Source organism: Pantoea sp. SGAir0180 (assembly GCF_043546245.1).
Map to the genome: position 1 here is coordinate 2,843,995 of NZ_CP028071.1, position 17,613 is coordinate 2,861,607.

At 54.7% G+C, this 17,613-nt stretch carries 14 protein-coding genes; 7 read left to right on the plus strand and 7 right to left on the minus strand.

Annotated features, from left to right (window positions below; all coding sequences use genetic code 11):
• Nucleotides 1–155: 155 nt before the first annotated feature.
• The 4 genes from C1N58_RS13515 to proB all read right to left on the minus strand — a co-directional run bounded on the left by C1N58_RS13515 (nucleotide 156) and on the right by proB (nucleotide 4,311).
• The gene (locus C1N58_RS13515) at nucleotides 156–434 is read right to left on the minus strand and encodes a transcriptional antitermination N peptide (protein WP_072193621.1); all 279 of its coding nucleotides are present in this window, start codon (nucleotides 432–434) and stop codon (nucleotides 156–158) included.
• A 419-nt stretch (nucleotides 435–853) separates the two neighbouring features.
• Complete coding sequence (locus C1N58_RS13520; protein ID WP_394549857.1) at nucleotides 854–1,585, minus strand: S24 family peptidase; 732 nt, start codon at nucleotides 1,583–1,585, stop codon at nucleotides 854–856.
• Between the two features lie 359 nt (nucleotides 1,586–1,944).
• Nucleotides 1,945–3,198 (minus strand): glutamate-5-semialdehyde dehydrogenase, encoded by a 1,254-nt coding sequence (gene proA, locus C1N58_RS13525; protein WP_006118058.1) that lies wholly within the window; start codon nucleotides 3,196–3,198, stop codon nucleotides 1,945–1,947.
• A gap of 9 nt (nucleotides 3,199–3,207) precedes the next feature.
• Nucleotides 3,208–4,311, minus strand: a complete 1,104-nt coding sequence (proB, locus tag C1N58_RS13530; RefSeq protein WP_058702747.1) for a glutamate 5-kinase — start codon at nucleotides 4,309–4,311, stop codon at nucleotides 3,208–3,210.
• A 350-nt stretch (nucleotides 4,312–4,661) separates the two neighbouring features.
• On the opposite strand from proB, the gene ompC reads away from it, so the two are divergent.
• The gene (gene ompC, locus C1N58_RS13535) at nucleotides 4,662–5,792 is read left to right on the plus strand and encodes a porin OmpC (protein WP_058702746.1); all 1,131 of its coding nucleotides are present in this window, start codon (nucleotides 4,662–4,664) and stop codon (nucleotides 5,790–5,792) included.
• Nucleotides 5,793–5,981: 189 nt separating this feature from the next.
• On the opposite strand, the gene crl is transcribed toward ompC, so the two are convergent.
• The 3 genes from crl to gpt all read right to left on the minus strand — a co-directional run bounded on the left by crl (nucleotide 5,982) and on the right by gpt (nucleotide 8,330).
• On the minus strand, nucleotides 5,982–6,383 hold the full coding sequence (gene crl / locus C1N58_RS13540) for a sigma factor-binding protein Crl (protein ID WP_006118055.1): 402 nt from the start codon (nucleotides 6,381–6,383) through the stop codon (nucleotides 5,982–5,984).
• Nucleotides 6,384–6,502: 119 nt separating this feature from the next.
• Nucleotides 6,503–7,756: an esterase FrsA gene (gene frsA / locus C1N58_RS13545; RefSeq protein ID WP_006118054.1), complete on the minus strand. Its 1,254-nt coding sequence runs from the start codon at nucleotides 7,754–7,756 to the stop codon at nucleotides 6,503–6,505.
• A 115-nt stretch (nucleotides 7,757–7,871) separates the two neighbouring features.
• Complete coding sequence (gene gpt, locus C1N58_RS13550; protein WP_006118053.1) at nucleotides 7,872–8,330, minus strand: xanthine phosphoribosyltransferase; 459 nt, start codon at nucleotides 8,328–8,330, stop codon at nucleotides 7,872–7,874.
• Between the two features lie 252 nt (nucleotides 8,331–8,582).
• On the opposite strand from gpt, the gene pepD reads away from it, so the two are divergent.
• The 6 genes from pepD (at nucleotide 8,583) to C1N58_RS13580 (ending at nucleotide 16,208) form a co-directional block, all read left to right on the plus strand.
• On the plus strand, nucleotides 8,583–10,040 hold the full coding sequence (gene pepD / locus C1N58_RS13555) for a beta-Ala-His dipeptidase (RefSeq protein WP_033738557.1): 1,458 nt from the start codon (nucleotides 8,583–8,585) through the stop codon (nucleotides 10,038–10,040).
• A 264-nt stretch (nucleotides 10,041–10,304) separates the two neighbouring features.
• On the plus strand, nucleotides 10,305–11,297 hold the full coding sequence (locus C1N58_RS13560) for an ornithine cyclodeaminase family protein (RefSeq protein WP_054688091.1): 993 nt from the start codon (nucleotides 10,305–10,307) through the stop codon (nucleotides 11,295–11,297).
• 27 nt (nucleotides 11,298–11,324) lie between these two features.
• Nucleotides 11,325–12,296: a threonine/serine dehydratase gene (locus C1N58_RS13565; protein ID WP_033738776.1), complete on the plus strand. Its 972-nt coding sequence runs from the start codon at nucleotides 11,325–11,327 to the stop codon at nucleotides 12,294–12,296.
• Between the two features lie 311 nt (nucleotides 12,297–12,607).
• A complete protein-coding gene (locus tag C1N58_RS13570; protein WP_039338557.1) occupies nucleotides 12,608–14,113 on the plus strand; it encodes a sugar ABC transporter ATP-binding protein in 1,506 nt (501 codons plus the stop codon).
• Nucleotides 14,110–15,111 (plus strand): ABC transporter permease, encoded by a 1,002-nt coding sequence (locus C1N58_RS13575; protein ID WP_054634454.1) that lies wholly within the window; start codon nucleotides 14,110–14,112, stop codon nucleotides 15,109–15,111. Before C1N58_RS13570 ends, C1N58_RS13575 begins: the two co-directional genes overlap by 4 nt.
• 29 nt (nucleotides 15,112–15,140) lie before the next feature.
• Nucleotides 15,141–16,208: a sugar ABC transporter substrate-binding protein gene (locus C1N58_RS13580; protein WP_039338561.1), complete on the plus strand. Its 1,068-nt coding sequence runs from the start codon at nucleotides 15,141–15,143 to the stop codon at nucleotides 16,206–16,208.
• The last annotated feature ends 1,405 nt before the right edge of the window (nucleotides 16,209–17,613 follow it).

The window sequence follows — 17,613 nt, forward strand, 5'->3', positions numbered from 1 at the left end:
GACCGGACTGACAAAACATAAAACAAACTGATTAGTGCAGGGATAAACGCAGCGGCGATGTCGGGGGAACATGCAGCAGCATTGAAGCATTTACAAAAGGTCAGAAAGGATGGAGATGTCTGCGACAGGCGTAAAATCAGTGACGAAAAATTCGTTCAACGGACCGCATAGAGATGAACATGTGGCAGGCAGCAATTATCAAATCCCGATATCTCCTGGCTTCTCAGGCGCGGTGCGGCAATCGCGCGATCAACAGCCGATATCACTTGCCGCTGACAGATTTGCTCTGCGCGGCGAAGCGTGCGGGTTTCGGGTGGACAGTTAAGTGCTTCGTCAATACTGTGTTTGAGACGGTTAAGAGGTTGACGCCGCTGATGACGGCGAGTTCGTGCATTGCCTGTAAAAACGCTTTTGCCATACTGGATTATCGCCATAACTCCTCCTGTGAATGAGTCTTTGGCGATAGGGTGGCAGGCAAGCATTTTCGCTCCGTTGAACACGCCTGAACGTCGCGGAATGCTGTTCACAGGCACTCCTCCCGGCTGAATAATCAGTCAGGTGGAAGGGTAAGCAAAGGGTTCGGGCGGCATCTGATGACACTGCACGGTACGCATCCACCCCATCCCAAAGCTCATTAGCGTTGGGGGGTTGATTCGCGCTTGTGCAGCGCCTCAATTGTTTAAGAGCGTTTCATCCTGGAGGTAACAACTTTTTTCGTCCCTGCTCAAATTATTAACAGGTTCTTATGCTTTATCAAACACCACTGGTTAATTTATTTTTTACCATAAGTTAACTTTTTGAATTTAGACCGATTATTTTTTTCACTTAAGGATCATCAGTCTGACTGAATTGCCTAACCCAGAATATGATACTGCCTGGCCTGGCTCATTATCACCTTTGCCAGAACGGTTAAACTGCCCACATCATTCCGGTCCAGATACCAGGTCTCGTAACGTTTATTATCTGAGATAACAGCAATTCTTTTATGCTGCAGTTGCAGGCGTTTGAGGTAAAGTCTGTCGTCCAGCGTAAAAATGTAGATGCCATCTCCGTCGAATGTCTGCACGCTAATGTCCACAAACAGCTGATCCCGTGGGGCAAATGTGTCTGACATGGCATCGCTGTTCATTGCGATTAACCGAATATGATCGGCCGGGCGGCCGCTGAACAAGATGCGGGCTTCCTCCTGCCCGTATTCGATAGCCTTAATCGTTTCAACGAAGTCATCCCCGACGGGAACCCCCATTGCTGACGTTTGCCCCAGGTCAAAACTGTTAACGCGAAACGTGCTTTTTTGGCACGGCATATCCTGCAGTAAATACGGTTCCGGGGTCTGCTCCATGCCATATTGCAACCATTCTACTCTGACACCCAGTAACTGGCTGAGCGCCAGAAGATTGCCGTTATCGGGCACGGACTGCGCGTTAAACCATTTCCACACGCCGGGTGCGGAAATCTGACAACCCTGCTGTTGCAGCGCACAGGCGACCTGCTTATTTCGGCCATGACCGGTGATGCCCGCACTTTCACACGCGGCGATCAGCCTGGCAGTGAACGCTTGTTTGATACTCTCTTTTTTAACCATCAGTTAATAATCAACCATGAAAGAGGTGCTGAATGTTATTTTCGTTATTGCTACCAGTTCATTTTATATTACCGCCCGTTGACTACCTAACGGCATTGCCAGGCATTTTTGATTATTGTTAACCGTTATTATGCCAAGCGAAGCATAAAATCAGGCGCTAAGCCGCGTCTGACCTCACCTTTCAGTAATCTTGTGTAAAAAATTGCGCCCTACCTTCATCGTTTCTGATGAACAACCTCCCTCTTACTGACTAAAAAGCGGCCAACGGACGAAAAACTCTACCATTGAGTGGTGCGAAAAAAGCCATCTAAAAAAAACGGGAGCCTGCACAGGCTCCCGTTTTATTCACTAAAATGCGGTTATGCACGCAGGCTGTCGTCTCCCCAGCCAATCCATTTATAGGTCGTCAGCGCCTCCAGGCCCATTGGACCACGGGCATGCAGTTTTTGCGTACTGACCGCGACTTCCGCGCCCAGACCAAACTGTGCCCCGTCGGTAAAGCGCGTGCTGGCGTTGACGTAAACAGCAGACGAGTCAACCTGCTTAACAAAGCGCGCGGCATTTTGTGTGCTGCGTGTCAGGATAGCGTCTGAGTGCTGCGTGCCGTGCTCGCGAATATGCGCGATAGCTTCATCCATATCGGCAACCCGTTTAACGTTGAGATCAAGCGACAGCCATTCATCGTCGTAATCGCCCTGTTGGATGGCGGTAACGCTGGCCGGTCCCTGCTGCAGTTCACTCAGGATACTGGCATCAGCATGCAGCGGAATGTTCTCCTCTGCCATGCGGGCCATAAAAGCGGGCAGAAAGCGCGCCGCCATGGCCGCGTCGATCAGCAGAGTTTCGAGGGAGTTACAGGCACTCGGACGCTGCTTCTTGGCATTCACGATGATATCCAGCGCGGCGTCGATATCCATCGTGTCGTCGATATACATATGGCAAACGCCAATGCCGCCAGTAATCACCGGAATAGTGGAGTGTTCGCGACAGAGTTTGTGTAGTCCGGCGCCCCCTCGCGGAATCAACATATCCACATAGCGGTCCAGTTTTAGCAGTTGATTGACCAGTTCCCGATCCGGATTCTCAATCGCCTGAATGGCAGCTGATGGCAAGCCGTGCTGCTGCAAAGCGTTTTGTATTACCCGGACGGTAGCCGCGTTCGTCCGCCATGTCTCTTTCCCTCCACGCAGGATGGCCGCATTGCCGGTTTTCAGGCACAGGCTCGCCACATCCACCGTGACGTTCGGACGCGCTTCATAAATGACGCCGATCACCCCTAACGGCACCCGGCGGCGCTCAATGCGCAAGCCGCTGTCCAGTAAACCACCATCGATCACCTGCCCTACCGGATCGGCGAGCCGACAAACCTGGCGAACATCGTGGGCAATCGCACTGAGGCGCGCGGGCGTCAACGTCAGGCGATCGAGCAATGCGGCGCTCATGCCGTTCTGCCTCGCCTCAGCCAGATCCTGCTCGTTTGCCGCCAGGATCCCCTCGCTTTCTGCCTCAAGCCGATCGGCGATAGTCAGCAAAACCTGATTTTTTTCTGCCGCAGACAGATCCGCCAGTTTCCAGGCCGCGGCGCGCGCCGCCTTTCCCATTTCTTCAAGCATGTCTACTCCTTAACTGACGATCATGTCGTCGCGATGCACGGCAACCGGCCCGTATTCGTAGCCCAGAATCTCGCTTATCTGTTGACTATGGTGACCCGCAATCATGCGCATCGCATCACTGTTATAGCGCGAGACGCCGTGCGCAATATCGCGCCCCTGCAAACTGCGGATACGGATCACTTCACCACGGGAAAAATTCCCCTGAATCTCGCGGATCCCTTTTGGCAGCAGCGAACTGCCGCGCGCAATAATCGCAGCAAGCGCACCGTCATCCACGGTGATCTCTCCGGCGGGCGGCGCACCGAAAATCCAGCGTTTACGGTTTTCCAGCGGCGTCTGCTGAGCATGAAACAGTGTACCGACGGGCTTGCCCTCAATCACATCGTTGATCACGCCATGACGACTTCCGGCCGCAATAATGACATCAATACCGGCCCGGCAGGCGACATCGGCAGCCTGCAGCTTCGTCGACATGCCGCCCGTGCCCAACCCGGATACGCTTCCGCCCGCCAGTGCGCGCAGTGCGTCGTCAATGATATGCACATCGCTGATTAACTGGGCATCCGGATTACTGCGCGGATCGGCGGTAAACAATCCCTGCTGATCGGTCAGTAACAACAGTTTGTCTGCCCCGCCCAGCATTGCCGCCAGCGCAGAGAGGTTGTCATTATCGCCCACTTTAATTTCCGCCGTGGCAACGGCGTCATTTTCATTGATGACCGGCACAATGTGGTTGTCCAGCAAGGCCCGTAAGGTATCGCGGGCATTGAGGAAGCGTTCGCGATCTTCCATATCAGCACGGGTCAGTAACATCTGCCCGATATGAATACCGTAAATAGAAAACAGCTGTTCCCACAACTGGATCAGACGACTTTGCCCCACCGCAGCTAACAGCTGCTTTGAGGCGATGGTAGGCGGCAGTTCGGGGTAACCCAGATGTTCACGACCGGCCGCCATCGCGCCGGAGGTCACAATCACAATACGATGGCCGGCGGCGTGCTGCTGCGCGCACTGACGCACTAATTCCACCATATGTGCCCGGTTTAACCGACGCGAACCGCCGGTAAGCACGCTGGTACCCAATTTGACCACAAGGGTCTGACTGCCACTCATGTTGTCCTGCCGTAAAAAATTTCTGTGAACCGACTTTTTAACAGGTGCGGTGAGGGAAGCCAACAGCCAGTAAGGGAAAAGCTGCAAATTTTGCAGAGTGCGGAGTAGACCAAAAGTTCCCCTTTAACAACAAAACATAAAAGTTGTCATAAAAACTTCACCATTCATCGGTAAAAAGTCGGTGTTTTACAAATATTTTCACTAATGCCTCAAAAGTTTTCTTGATGTAACAAGGCGGCAAATGAATGCCCCCTGGTGCGTTCACTGAGCCATCAGAGAATAAGGCAGCCCTGCCTGCAGCAAGAAAATAGTGAGGATATAAGCATTTTACTCATTGGGATTGATAGCAAATGAAGAAAAGTACACTGGCAATCGTTATCTCTGCTCTGGCGCTGACCTCTGCCGCTCAGGCCGCTGAAGTTTATAACAAAGACGGTAACAAGCTGGATTTCTACGGCAAAGTAAAGGCTAAGCATTATTTTAGTGATAATGCCGGTGCGAATGGCGATACATCTTATGTCCGTATTGGCTTTAAAGGCCAGACACAGATTAACGATATGATGACCGGTTACGGTCAGTGGGAATATCAGTATAACGTTAATAACTCCGAAGGTTCCGACGCGAACAGTGGTAACAAGACCCGTCTGGGCTTTGCCGGTCTGAAATTTTCTCAGTACGGTTCATTTGATTACGGTCGTAACTATGGCGTGCTGTATGACGTTGAATCGCTGACTGACGTCTTCCCGGAATTCGGTGGTGACGGTACAGCCCGTGCGGATAACTTTATGGCGCAACGCGCAACGGGTGTAGCAACCTACCGCAACACCAACTTCTTTGGGCTGGTCGACGGTTTGAAGTTTGCCCTGCAGTATCAGGGTAAAAACGATGACAAGAGCGTTAACGCGCGCGGTGTTGGAACATCAACCATTGATACGAGAAGCCAGAATGGCGACGGTTACGGCGCGTCACTAGGCTATACCATTGCTGATTCTGGCGTGAGCATTTTAGGTGCCATTACCTCTTCCGACCGTACCAATGCTCAACAGGCTGGCACCTATGGTCATGGCGATAAAGCGACATCATGGGGCACGGGCCTGAAATATGATGCCAACAGTATTTATCTGGCTGCGATTTATACCGAAACCCGCAACATGACGCCTATCAATGGAACAAACCGTGTCGCTGGCGGCTCCGTTTCGGGCTCAGCCAACAAAGCAGAAAACCTGGAGCTGGTTGCGCAGTATCAGTTTGACTTCGGCCTGCGTCCTTCTATTGGCTACGTGCAGACCAAGGGCAAAGATATCGAAAACGGTATCGGCAACGAAGACCTGGTTAAATATATCGACGTGGGCGCCACCTACTACTTCAACAAAAACATGTCGACGTTTGTTGATTACAAAATTAACCAACTGGATAAAGACAACAAGCTGGCGCTTAACAACGATGACATCGTTGCTGTCGGCCTGACCTACCAGTTCTGATGAATCTGAACTTCGCCTGACGAGAGAGGCTGTCGAAGGAATGACGGCCCGCGTGATGGAGAGGTTTAGTGCTTTACCTCAATGTGAATGTGTCTGTTAAAAGGGCGAGTGACCATCACTCGCCCTTTCCTGTAGGGCAATCTGAGCGGGATCGATCCTGACAACAAAGCCCCCGCAGGGGCTTCAGTCTCAGGCGCTGAGTTTTATCGGTTTTTCATCGAAGTCACTGGCGGGCACCAGATCCAGTTCAAACTCTTTCAACGTCTCTTTTAAACGGCCATGGAAATTACGCAGCGTTTCTTCCACGCGGGCTGAATTATCTTTGCCCTTGATCGTGGCGACAGACCAGTCGCCCTCTTTATCAAACAGGCCAATGTGATACACATAGGTAACGTGATCGGCTTGCGCTTCCAGCTCCATCCACCAGCCCCAGAACTCTCGCAGCTCAGGCGCAGGTTTAACATTTACGCAGGCAGCCAGGCAGTCGAAGAAGAAGCGATTTTCACTACATTTTCCATCGCGTATGTAAGGTCCCAGTTCCGTGAAGCGTTTAAGCAGGCGACTGCGGGGATGACCACTCGGTAACGTCATGCTAATTCTCCATTAGGACAGGCTTTATATCTCGAACCGCAGCAGCCATGCTGCATTGTCTTGCAACGATCCGAATGATTCCAGCTAGTAGTTGTAGCAAACACTGTCAATTTTGCCAGCTATCTTTTTAAACGTTGTGCCAGCCAGTCGCAGATTTCATTCAGGGCGCTATCGAAACTGGCCGCTACCGGTTTTACCGGAATTAACAACGCTTTACCTTGTGCTGAAGAGCTGGCGATCAGTTTGCTTTCCTCCTCAGGGCTGAAGAGATCGTTGGACCAGTATGCGGACAGCATGGGCGTGGCAGTTCGACGTCCCAGTAGCCCCTGATTTTTCAGCGAGTAGCTGAGCAGTTCCGCCCGCAAGGCGCTGTCTGTACTGCCTGCCATGCCAAGCCGACTGGCCAGCATGTCCATATACATATCCGGTACTTTGTTCTGCAAGGTATTTTGTGTCAGCAGGCTGTGTACGATGGGCCCGAGACAGGCTACGGCTCGCAGACGCGGCGCTTCCAGATAGGCCAGACGAACGGCGACATTGGCACCGAAGCGAAAACCCAGCGCCGCTACGCGCGTGTGATCGATCCACGGAACAGAAGCCAGATCGCGCAGCACCTGCTGATGCAGAAAGCTGGTATCCTGGCTGAGCTTCCACTTGATGGCGTTCCCGACGGACGGCATATCCAGCGTCAGCATAGCGATGCCGCGCGGCGCAAGATAATCGTGGAAGAGACGATAGTGGTCAGTTTGCAGCGAGTCCAGCGCACCGCAAAACATCACGGTGGGATAAGGGGCTTCCACGCCAGGCGGCATATGCAAAAAACCGCTGACGGGGCTGCCTCCTTCAATGTGGAAGGTCAGCGTTTTGAGTTCCCCGGGTAAGCGGCGGGTCGCTTCTTCATAAGCGCGGCTGGCCAGGGCCTGCGCCTGATCCGCCAGTTCATCGCCTTTAATATAGGGGTACGCGGCCACACTGTAGAGATGAGACGCGTGCAGCCAGTCATGCCCGGCCTGGTCGTGGGCGTCCTCTTTCGCGTCCAGTGCACGTTGTTGCCAGCGACCTGCCTGTCTGCTCCACTCGTAGTTCCAGTTACCGTTGCGATAACCTATTACCGTATCCAGTAGCGCAGGGTTGGTGTGCTCAACATCGCTGATTGCAATACGCGCCAGTACCTCGCTGATCTCCTGCGCGGGCACGCCCCGCCATGTCCACATCAGCTTATTAAGCATCCGATACCAGCCGCGCCGGCTGTCTCCATCCAGAGCAGAATGCACTTCATGCGTGGCATGCCGACGCAGGCGTACCAGCGACGACGTTTCGGGATGTTTAAAGCGAGGTTTAAACAGCTCAACGCTCAGGTTTTTGCCAGACATATCACCTCTCTAACAACACAGACAGCAGCAGTTAAGTTTACTGTACTGCACGGCAAGTCGCGAGGCGCAGAAAGCACAACGCCCGGAAAACCGGGCGTTGTTTGTGTTGCGTCAATCAGCCTTTGACAATCGGTGGAATATAAACCACGCCCATGTCCCATGGCTGTTCGATCCAGGTGTTCTGCGGAATATCAACGATATAGTCATCAACCAGCGCACGTCCGGCAGGCTTTGCAAAGATGGTGCAGAAGCGCGCTTTCGGATACATCTCACGGATGGCTTGTGCGGTACCGCCGGTATCCACAAGGTCGTCAATCACGATAAAGCCTTCACCATCGCCTTCGGCGCGTTTCAGGACTTTCATTTCACGCTGATGATCGTGGTCATAGCTGGAAATACACACGGTATCGACATAGCGAATACCCAGTTCACGTGCCAGCAGCGAAGCCGGTACCAGACCGCCGCGACTCACTGCAATAATGCCTTTCCACTGTTCAACAGGCAGCAGGCGTTGAGCCAGTTTACGGGCATGAATCTGCAGCATGTCCCAGGTAACGACGTATTTTTCGCTCATAAATAGGAATCCCAGCCAGTCAGTGTGGCTTAAAAAATGTGCAACGGGGAAAAGGTTGCGCGAGATTATAAGGACATGACGCGCTAAAAACCAGCACCTGGCGGCTGGTTGCGGTTTTTTAGCGCGGTGAATGACACACAGAACGAAAAACAGTGATATTCTCGCCCTATCTCGTCAGTTCACTGACGGCGATCTTTCACTGGAACTTCGCACTGTCCGGCAAAGCCGGCGCACTGACACAGGAGACTTGTCGTGTCTGAATTGTCTCAACTCTCTCCACAGCCGCTGTGGGATTTTTTCGCCAAAATCTGCTCGATTCCTCATCCCTCTTTTCATGAAGAAGCGCTGGCTAACTACATTGTTAACTGGGCCAAAGAACAAGGCTTCTGGTGTGAGCGCGATCAGGTCGGCAATATCCTGATTCGTAAACCTGCGACCGCCGGTATGGAAAAACGCACGCCCGTGGCCCTGCAGGCACACCTTGATATGGTGCCGCAGAAAAATAACGATACCGTTCACGACTTCACCAAAGATCCTATTCAGCCGTATGTCGATGGCGAATGGGTGAAAGCGCGCGGGACGACGCTGGGCGCCGACAACGGGATTGGTATGGCCTCGGCCCTTGCGGTACTGGCGGACAACAGCCTGACCCATGGCCCGCTGGAAGTCCTGCTCACCATGACCGAAGAAACCGGTATGGACGGTGCTTTTGGTTTACAGCCAGGCTGGCTGCAGGCTGACATTTTGATCAACACCGATTCGGAAGAAGAAGGTGAGATCTACATGGGTTGCGCAGGCGGCATCGATTTCATCACAACCCTGCCCCTGACGCGCGAAGCGGTTCCTGCCGGTTTTGAAACCCTGAAGTTCACCCTGAAAGGACTGCGTGGCGGTCACTCAGGTGCGGATATTCATATGGGCCTGGGGAATGCCAATAAGTTGCTGGCCCGTTTCCTGACCGCGCATGCGGCAGAGCTGGATCTTCGCCTGATTGCGTTCACCGGCGGTACACTGCGCAACGCGATTCCTCGCGAAGCCTTTGCAACCGTTTCTGTCGACAGCAGCAAAGTGGATAACCTCAAATCGGCCGCCGCCAGCTTCCTGGCCGCGGTACAGAATGAGCACGGCGTGAAAGAGAAGAATATTGCTTTTGTCAGCGAACCGGTTGCCCATCAGGGCGAGGCACTGAGCCGTGAAAGCCGCGATCGCTTCCTGAATTTGTTAAACAGCACTCCGAACGGCGTGATCCGCAACTCTGATGTCGCCAAAGGCGTTGTGGAAACCTCACTTAATGTGGGCGTTGTGACGATGGATGCCGACAAAGCGGAAATTAACTGTCTGATTCGTTCGCTGATCGACACGGGACGTGATTATGTGGTGCAGATGCTGACCTCACTCGGCCAGTTGGCGGGCGCGCAGACCAAACCAAAAGGCGGCTATCCTGGCTGGCAGCCCGATGCCGACTCGCCCATCATGGCCCTGACGCGTGAAACCTATGTCGCCCTGTTTGGCAAAACACCCAATATTCAGGTGATCCACGCGGGTCTGGAATGTGGCTTGTTTAAAAAGCCCTATCCCAACATGGATATGGTTTCGATCGGCCCAACCATCACAGGTCCGCACTCCCCCGATGAGCAGGTCCATATCGAAAGCGTTGGCCTGTACTGGAAGCTGCTGACTACACTGCTGAATGTGGTGCCGGAGAAATAAAACCCGTACACCATAAGATTAAGGGCTTATGTTCTGCATAAGCCCTTTTTTTGCGCCTCGCTCGCCTTTCCGCCGTCACACTTACCCGAGCATTAGCTTTCGTCACCCGTCGCTAAAACAGTTTAAAGCGTTTCTCCGGGGTGCAGATTGGCATTTTCTGTTGCAACACCAGTGTAATAATGTCGGGAATCCCTCTTTTCCCGACCGCGTTTTAACACCATTGCGCTAGTCGGGAATCGTTCGTCTGACACGACCCGAGGACGCATGAAGACCTTATTACTCACCAAAGAAGATGTCCGACAGCTCATCAGCATTGATGATGTCATTGAAGCCGTCGACGAAGCCTACAGGGCCTTTAACGGCGGCCTGGTGGAACAGCCTGACTATATCGGCCTGCACCTGCCCGCCCCCCGTGGCGAGATTGATTTTAAAACCTGCTATTACCGCACCAACGAACTGATTTCGATGAAAGCCTCCTCCGGCGGTTTTTCAGAAAACCCGTCCCGTCCTGGTCTGCCGGGCGGTATGGGCACGATCATCCTGTTTGATGCCCAAAGCGGCGCCCTGTGCTGTGTGATGGACGGTAGCCTGATTACCGGTCTGCGAACCGGTGCGTCGGGCGCTGTTTCCGTCAGAGCACTGGCACGTAAAAATGCCAAAAAAATCGCCGCGATTGGCACTGGCAATCAGGCGAGAATGCAAATCCAGGCGATCGCCCGGGTAATGGATATTGAGGAAATCCATGCCTGGAGCCGAACGCCAGCCACCCGTCAGGCTTTCAAAGCGGACATTGAAAGCACCACAGGTATTCCGGTCATTATCGCGGACAGCTGTCAGGCGGCGGTCGGGCAAGCCGATATTCTTATCACCACCACCCGGGGCAAAGGACCGCTGATTGAGGCCGACTGGATTCCGCCCGGCACGCATATCATCGCCATTGGCACCGATCAGCGCGGTAAACAGGAGTTTGACCCGCAGATTTTTAGTCGGGCAAAAGTGATCGTGGATTCCCTGCCCCAGTGCACGCAGAAAGGAGAAACCTGGCATGCGCTGGACAGAAATATCATCAGTGAAAACGCGATTCATGCCGAAATCGGGGAAGTTTTGTCCGGGACAAAACCGGGCCGGGAAAACGATCGGGAAATTACCTTCTTTGACTCCACCGGGCTTGCCATTCAGGACAACACGACAGCCGGGCGCATTTACCGCAAGGCCCTTGAAAAAGGCTACGGAACCGGATTTGCATTTTTTGAATAACGTTTCGTTCAGACGAAGGTAATGTATATGACGCGTTCGTACCCCACCCTGCAGGACATTCATGACGCGCAGCAGCGCATCGCTGCCCACATTCGCCATACGCCGTTACTCCGCGCTGAAAAAATTGAAAAACGGGTCGGCTGTGAGCTTTATCTCAAGCCGGAGACGTTGCAGATTACCGGCGCGTTTAAAATACGGGGCGCACTGAATAAGGTCCTTTCTCTGCCCGTTGAGGCGTTTGCCAACGGCATGATTTCCAGTTCATCAGGCAATCATGCCCAGGGCCTGTCTTATGCAGGCAGAATGCTGGGCGTAAAGGTCATTCTGGTGCTGCCGGTCACAACGCCGCAAATCAAAATCGACAATACGCGCGCCCTGGGCGCAGAGGTGATTCTCTTCGATGGCGACAATGCGTCCCGCTGGAAGAAGGTGTATGAAATTGCCGAGCTCAACAATTATGCGGTAGTGCATGGCTTTGAAGATCCGATGGTCATGGCGGGCCAGGGAACGATCGGCTGCGAAATCCTGCATGATTTGCCGGATGTGGATACCGTGATTGTGCCGCTGGGCGGTGGCGGACTTCTCTCCGGTGTGGCCACCGCAATCAAAGAAACCCGTCCTGCCGTCAGAGTGATTGGCGCGGAACCCGCTCTGACACCGAAATATTACCAAAGTCGGATCAACAAACAGCCAACGTCACTGCCGCTGCTCAATACTATTGCGGATGGCTTAAGACTCAGCGTGCCGGGCCGCAATCCCTACCCGATTATTGAAAAGTACGTAGATGAGATTGTGCTGGTTGACGACGAGCATATTGCTCAGGGCATGCGGGTGCTGGCCAGTGAGGCAAAATTGATTGCCGAGCCCGCGGCCTCCATCGGCCTTGGCGCGTTGCTGGCGGGCTCGGTCAGCCTGAAGCCCGCTGAGAAAGTCTGTGTACTGTTAACGGGCGGTAACTGGGATCTGGCCGACCTCGCCGAAATCTATGCCGTGAAGTAACCGCGACGGATGCGATGCGTTCTGCACGTGGTGAAGTCTGCGACAAAACCACGTCGCATTTTCCGATCCTGAGATAAAAGCGCATCCGTTTAAAAAAGACTGACGCCCAGGCGCAGCATAATCCGCTGGGTTAAGGCGACTTCTTACCGTTAAATCACCAACTTGCTGCGCTTAGTCAGCTTTAGCCGCCATTATGTCCAGATGTCTGGATGGCTAATAAATTTCTGTGCTAACTTATGCGCTTTCGTTAGTTGCCGCACCGGTAGCTTCGGGAAAAAATGCGATCAGTGACTTTAATGGAGAGCTCCGTGATGCGTGCAGTCAATCGCCTTGAGATGCGTAACATCTCTATCGATTTCGGCGGATTTGCCGCGTTAACCTCAGTGGATTTTCTGACGGAAGGTCACTCGGTTCATGCCCTGACCGGGGCCAATGGCGCGGGTAAATCCACCCTGATGGCGGTACTCTCCGGTGCCCACAGTCACTATCACGGTGAGATTCTGCTGGACGGCCAGCCTGTGTCGATTCGCAGCCCGCGTGACGCCAAAAAGCTCGGCATTCACCTGGTGCAGCAGGAAGTGGATGTTGCGCTGGTGCCCCAGTTAAGCGTGGCCGAGAACATTCTGCTGGATCAACTGGCCGAACCGGGCCATGGCTTTCGCTGGGGCGATATGCGTCGTCAGGCGCGAGACCTGCTGGCGCAGCTGGATGCCACGATTGATGTCAGACGCCCGGTCGAACGTTGTTCGCTGGCGGAAAAGCAGCAAATCCTGCTGGCCAGAGCCCTGTCGCACCACTGCCGCTTTCTGATTCTCGATGAACCCACTGCCCCACTCGACCAACACGAAAGCGAGCGCCTGTTCGCCGTAGTTCGTCGCCTGCAGACCAGCGGTATTGGCGTGATATTTATCTCTCACCGTATTCACGAACTGAAAGCCATCTGCGATCGCCTGACGGTACTGCGCGATGGCCGCCTGGTGGAAAGTAGCCCAATGGCTTCCCTGAGCGGTGAGCAAATCGTTGAAAAAATGCTGGGTCATCCGTTGACCGATATCTATCCTCCGCGCCGGCCATTGCAGTCCTCATCCGTACTCATGGCGGTGGAAGGATTACATGATGAACACCTGCTTCAGGATATCTCACTGCGTTTACACAAGGGCGAGATTCTGGGTATTGCCGGGCTGGCCGGGGCTGGCAAAACCGAACTTTGCAAAGCGTTATTTGGTGCCAGTAAAAGCCGGGTTGCCCGCGGTGAACTGCACGGTAAACGCTGGAAACCGCGATCGCCACACGATTCCGTGAGTCAGCGCATGGCACTGGTGCCAGAAGAGCGCCGCAAAGAGGGCATCTTCATTGACGAATCGGTGGCGATGAACCTCAGTATCAGCGCAGACGACAGTTTTTCCCGCTGGAGCCTGTTCGGCCATCGTCAGGCCTGGCGCTGGGCGGAAGCGGTGATCCGTCGTCTTAACGTGCGTACGACTGGCCCCGCCCAACCGTTACGTCGGCTTTCCGGCGGCAATCAGCAAAAGGTGGCGATTGGCAAATGGTTACGCAATAACGCCGATGTCCTGATTTTCGACGAACCGACCAAAGGCGTGGACGTAAAAGCCAAAACGGAACTGTTCACGCTAATCAGCAACCTTGCCCATGAAGGCAAAGGGATTATTTACGCCTCTGGCGAATTTTCTGAACTGGTCGGCTTATGCGACCGTATTTGTGTGCTCTGGGACGGACGTATTGTGGCGGAATTAGACGGACAACGCGCCACGGAGGAGACACTTTTGCTCTATTCCACCGGAGGAACCCCTGCGTGAGCAGTAAAGAGTTAGCCCTGAATTCCGCATCGCCATCGCTGCGCCATCAGCTGTTCGATTTCCTCTATAAGTGGGGCATGTTGCTGACGGTGGTGATATTGATCGCTGCCTTTGGCCTGGCTTCCGACAGCTTTCTGGAGCCGAACAATATCGTCAATATTTTGCGGTCTATCGCCATCGTAACCGTGATTGCCGTGGGCGTTTCAGTATCCCTCACCGTTGGCGGCTTCGATCTTTCGGTGGGCTCTACCGCGTCACTGGCAAACGCCCTGGTCATTTCGCTGTTTGTCTGGTACGGCTTCGACACCACGGCGGCGATCGCCATCACTCTGGCGCTGTGCACGCTGGTGGGACTGTTTAACGCCTTTCTGATCGTCGTGCTGCGCATTCCCGACATGCTGGCCACACTGGCCACCCTGTTTGTGATTCAGGGCGTCGCCATGACCTACAGCTTTGGCGGCTCGATTACGGAAAACATGGTGCTGCCCAGCGGCGATATGGCGGAAGGCACTATTCCTGCTGCCTTTAACCTGTTGGGTCAGGTACCCACGATCGTGATTATCATGCTGGTGGTGACCGTGGTGGCACAGCTGGCGCTGTCGCTGACCAAACACGGCCGCCGCATGTATGCGCTGGGCGGAAACCCCGAAGCCGCCCGACTTTCCGGTATTCGCACCACGCGTTATCGCGTTCTGGCCTATGTGATTGCCTCACTACTGGCCGGACTGGGCGGTATTCTGCTGGCCTCACGCATTGGATCGTCCCAGGTTAACGCCGGTAGCGGTTATCTGATGGACGCCGTGGCTGCCGCCTGGATCGGCTTTTCACTGGCCGGCTCCGGTAAGCCAAATGCGCTGGGTACGCTGGTCGGGGCCGTCATTTTAGGGGTTCTGCAAAACGGCCTGGTAATGTTATCCGTGCCCTATTACGCCATGGACATTATCAAAGGATTAGTGCTGGCCTTAGCGCTGGCCATCACTTATGTACAGCGTCGTTAAGACGCGTTCTTCTACTGGAGTTAAGAATAATGAAAAAGATAACACTCTCGCTGCTGGCCCTGAGCCTGTTAAACGCCAGTGCCGCGTTTGCCGACACCATAACACCTGTTCCTGCCGCCATCGCTAACCATGAAGGGCCGATTCGTATTGCCGTCATCCGTAACCTCGGTTCCGACGACAACACGACCCAGTTTGTGGCAGGCGCGATTCAGCAGGGTCGCCAGTTGGGCTTCAAAGTCAGCACCTTCCTCAGCAACGGTGATGACGCGCGTTTTCAGGATTTTGTTAATCAGGCGATCAGCCAAAAATACGACGGTATTGTGCTGTCACACGGCAAAGCGCCCTATGCCAGTGCGTTGGTAAAACGCATCGCTGACGCGGGCATTAAAGTGTCGGTATTTGACACACCGGTAGACAACCCAATTCCCGGCGTGACGGTGACCGCCCAGGATGACGCCTCGCTGGCGCAGCTCTCCCTGGGGCAGTTGATCAAAGACTTCAACGGCAAAGCGAACATCGTGAAGTTATGGGTCGCCGGTTTCCCGCCGATGGAACGCCGTCAGGTGGTGTATGAAAAATTATTAAAAGAAAACCCAGGCATTCATCAACTGGAGTCCATTGGTGCCGTATCAACGGATGTCCAGGGCGACACGGCCAACAAAGTGGGCGCGATTCTGGCGAAATACCCGAAAGGCAAGATTGACGCCATCTGGGGCGCATGGGATGCCTTCAGCCAGGGCGCGTATAAAGCGTTGCAGGAAAATGGCCGTACCGAGATCAAGCTGTACAGCATTGATGTTTCCAATCAGGATTTGCAGCTTATGCGCCAGAAAGGCAGCCCGTGGGTGCAGACCGTCGCGGTCGATCCGAAAACTATCGGTGCCGTGAATATGCGCCTGGTGGCGAACAAGATCGCCGGTGAAACCACGCCTGCAACGTATGAATTTAAAGCGTCGTCGATTTCACAACAGGCGCTCGACAGCCATCCTGGCGCTGTGAACGTCGCGTCGCTTAACAAGATCATTCCGGGCTGGGGCAGCAATAACGATTTTGTCCAGCCGTGGTTTGCGACGCTGGAAGCAAAATATAAGAAGTAATGGGTTGTTGGTGGCGCTTACGCGGGGCGGTTAATTCGCTGCGCGAGGTGGCTGGTTTGCGTCGCTGACGGCTTATGAAACGCTGAGAGGGTTTCGCCCGCCAGGCGGCCGGGAGTTTCAGTCTGCCCGGTGCGGGCGACCGACAAGGGGCCGCCAGCCGCCGCGGCCCTTGACCCCGGGCTTCCGTCCTGCCCACCCGCCGCTTCGCGATGCCTTCGCTCCTTCAGGATTTCTGCGGACCGCCGGCGTCCTGTCGGCTCATCCGGAAATCCCTTATCCGCTCAGCGGGTGGGAAGGCCGCCCAACTCCCCCCGCTTTGAGATTTCCGCCTGATCAGGCGTTTTTATTGCTTTGGATACCGATAATTGATGCTTGTGCGAAAAGTCTTTTCAGGCACTGAGAAGGGTTGAGTCGCTGAATGCTCATGAAGCGCTGAGAGGGTTTCGCTCGCCAGGCGGCCTGGAGTTTCAGCCTGCCCGGTGCGGGCGACCGACAAGGGGCCGCCAGCCGCCGCGGCCCCTTGACCCCGGGCTCCCGTCCTGCCCACCCGCCGCTGCGCGGTGCCTTCGCTCCTTCAGGATTTCTGCGGACCGCCAGGACGCGCCATCCATGGCGCGGCCCGGCTCTCGCCGACGTCCTGTCGGCTCATCCGGAAATCCCTCATCCGCTCAGCGGGTGGGAAGGCCGCCCAACTCCCCCGCTTTGAGATTTGCGCCCGCTCAGGCGTTTTTATTGCTTTGGATACCGATAATGAGTTGCAGTGATGCTTGCGCGAGCAGGCGTTGAGAAGGTTTGAGTCGCTGACAGCTTATGAAGCGCTGAGGGGGTTTCGCTCGCCAGGCGGCCTGGAGTTTCAGTCTGCCCGGTGCGGGCGACCGACAAGGGGCCGCCAGCCGCCGCGGCCCCTTGACCCCGGGCTCCCGTCCTGCCCACCCGCCGCTGCGCGATGCCTTCGCTCCTTCAGGATTTCTGCGGACCGCCAGGACGCGCCATCCATGGCGCGGCCCGGCTCTCGCCGACGTCCTGTCGGCTCATCCGGAAATCCCTCATCCGCTCAGCGGGTGGGAAGGCCGCCCCAAACCCCCGCTTCACTATCTCTGTGTTAAAGCCACTTCCGGTGTCGCTGTAGGTAACCGGAAAGTCCTACAGTCTGCTGATTTTGAGTCAATGCCTGTTTATAAAAACTTTTTTTGAATCCCACTGTACACATTCACTACAGACAACACCCGCTTTTAAAAGAAACCAGGACTGACAGGCGGGGGTTTTTCTGCCGGCATCCGGCGCGCTGAGGAGGGAACGGAGGCCAGGACGGAGCGGCAGGGATGCCGCGCAGAGGACGGCTGCGCCAGGGACGGCGCATCCGGACGGTCCGTCAGGCCGGAGTGAGAGACGAAGGAACAGCGAC

What these genes read in the sequence shown, in the direction of transcription:
- C1N58_RS13515 (WP_072193621.1), bottom strand. Translation starts at nt 434, where the DNA reads ATGGCGATAATCCAGTATGGCAAAAGCGTTTTTACAGGCAATGCACGA.
- C1N58_RS13570 (WP_039338557.1), top strand. Translation starts at nt 12,608, where the DNA reads ATGCGTGCAGTCAATCGCCTTGAGATGCGTAACATCTCTATCGATTTC.
- ompC (WP_058702746.1), top strand. Translation starts at nt 4,662, where the DNA reads ATGAAGAAAAGTACACTGGCAATCGTTATCTCTGCTCTGGCGCTGACC.
- crl (WP_006118055.1), bottom strand. Translation starts at nt 6,383, where the DNA reads ATGACGTTACCGAGTGGTCATCCCCGCAGTCGCCTGCTTAAACGCTTC.
- C1N58_RS13565 (WP_033738776.1), top strand. Translation starts at nt 11,325, where the DNA reads ATGACGCGTTCGTACCCCACCCTGCAGGACATTCATGACGCGCAGCAG.
- proB (WP_058702747.1), bottom strand. Translation starts at nt 4,311, where the DNA reads ATGAGTGGCAGTCAGACCCTTGTGGTCAAATTGGGTACCAGCGTGCTT.
- C1N58_RS13560 (WP_054688091.1), top strand. Translation starts at nt 10,305, where the DNA reads ATGAAGACCTTATTACTCACCAAAGAAGATGTCCGACAGCTCATCAGC.
- C1N58_RS13520 (WP_394549857.1), bottom strand. Translation starts at nt 1,585, where the DNA reads ATGGTTAAAAAAGAGAGTATCAAACAAGCGTTCACTGCCAGGCTGATC.
- gpt (WP_006118053.1), bottom strand. Translation starts at nt 8,330, where the DNA reads ATGAGCGAAAAATACGTCGTTACCTGGGACATGCTGCAGATTCATGCC.
- frsA (WP_006118054.1), bottom strand. Translation starts at nt 7,756, where the DNA reads ATGTCTGGCAAAAACCTGAGCGTTGAGCTGTTTAAACCTCGCTTTAAA.
- C1N58_RS13580 (WP_039338561.1), top strand. Translation starts at nt 15,141, where the DNA reads ATGAAAAAGATAACACTCTCGCTGCTGGCCCTGAGCCTGTTAAACGCC.
- proA (WP_006118058.1), bottom strand. Translation starts at nt 3,198, where the DNA reads ATGCTTGAAGAAATGGGAAAGGCGGCGCGCGCCGCGGCCTGGAAACTG.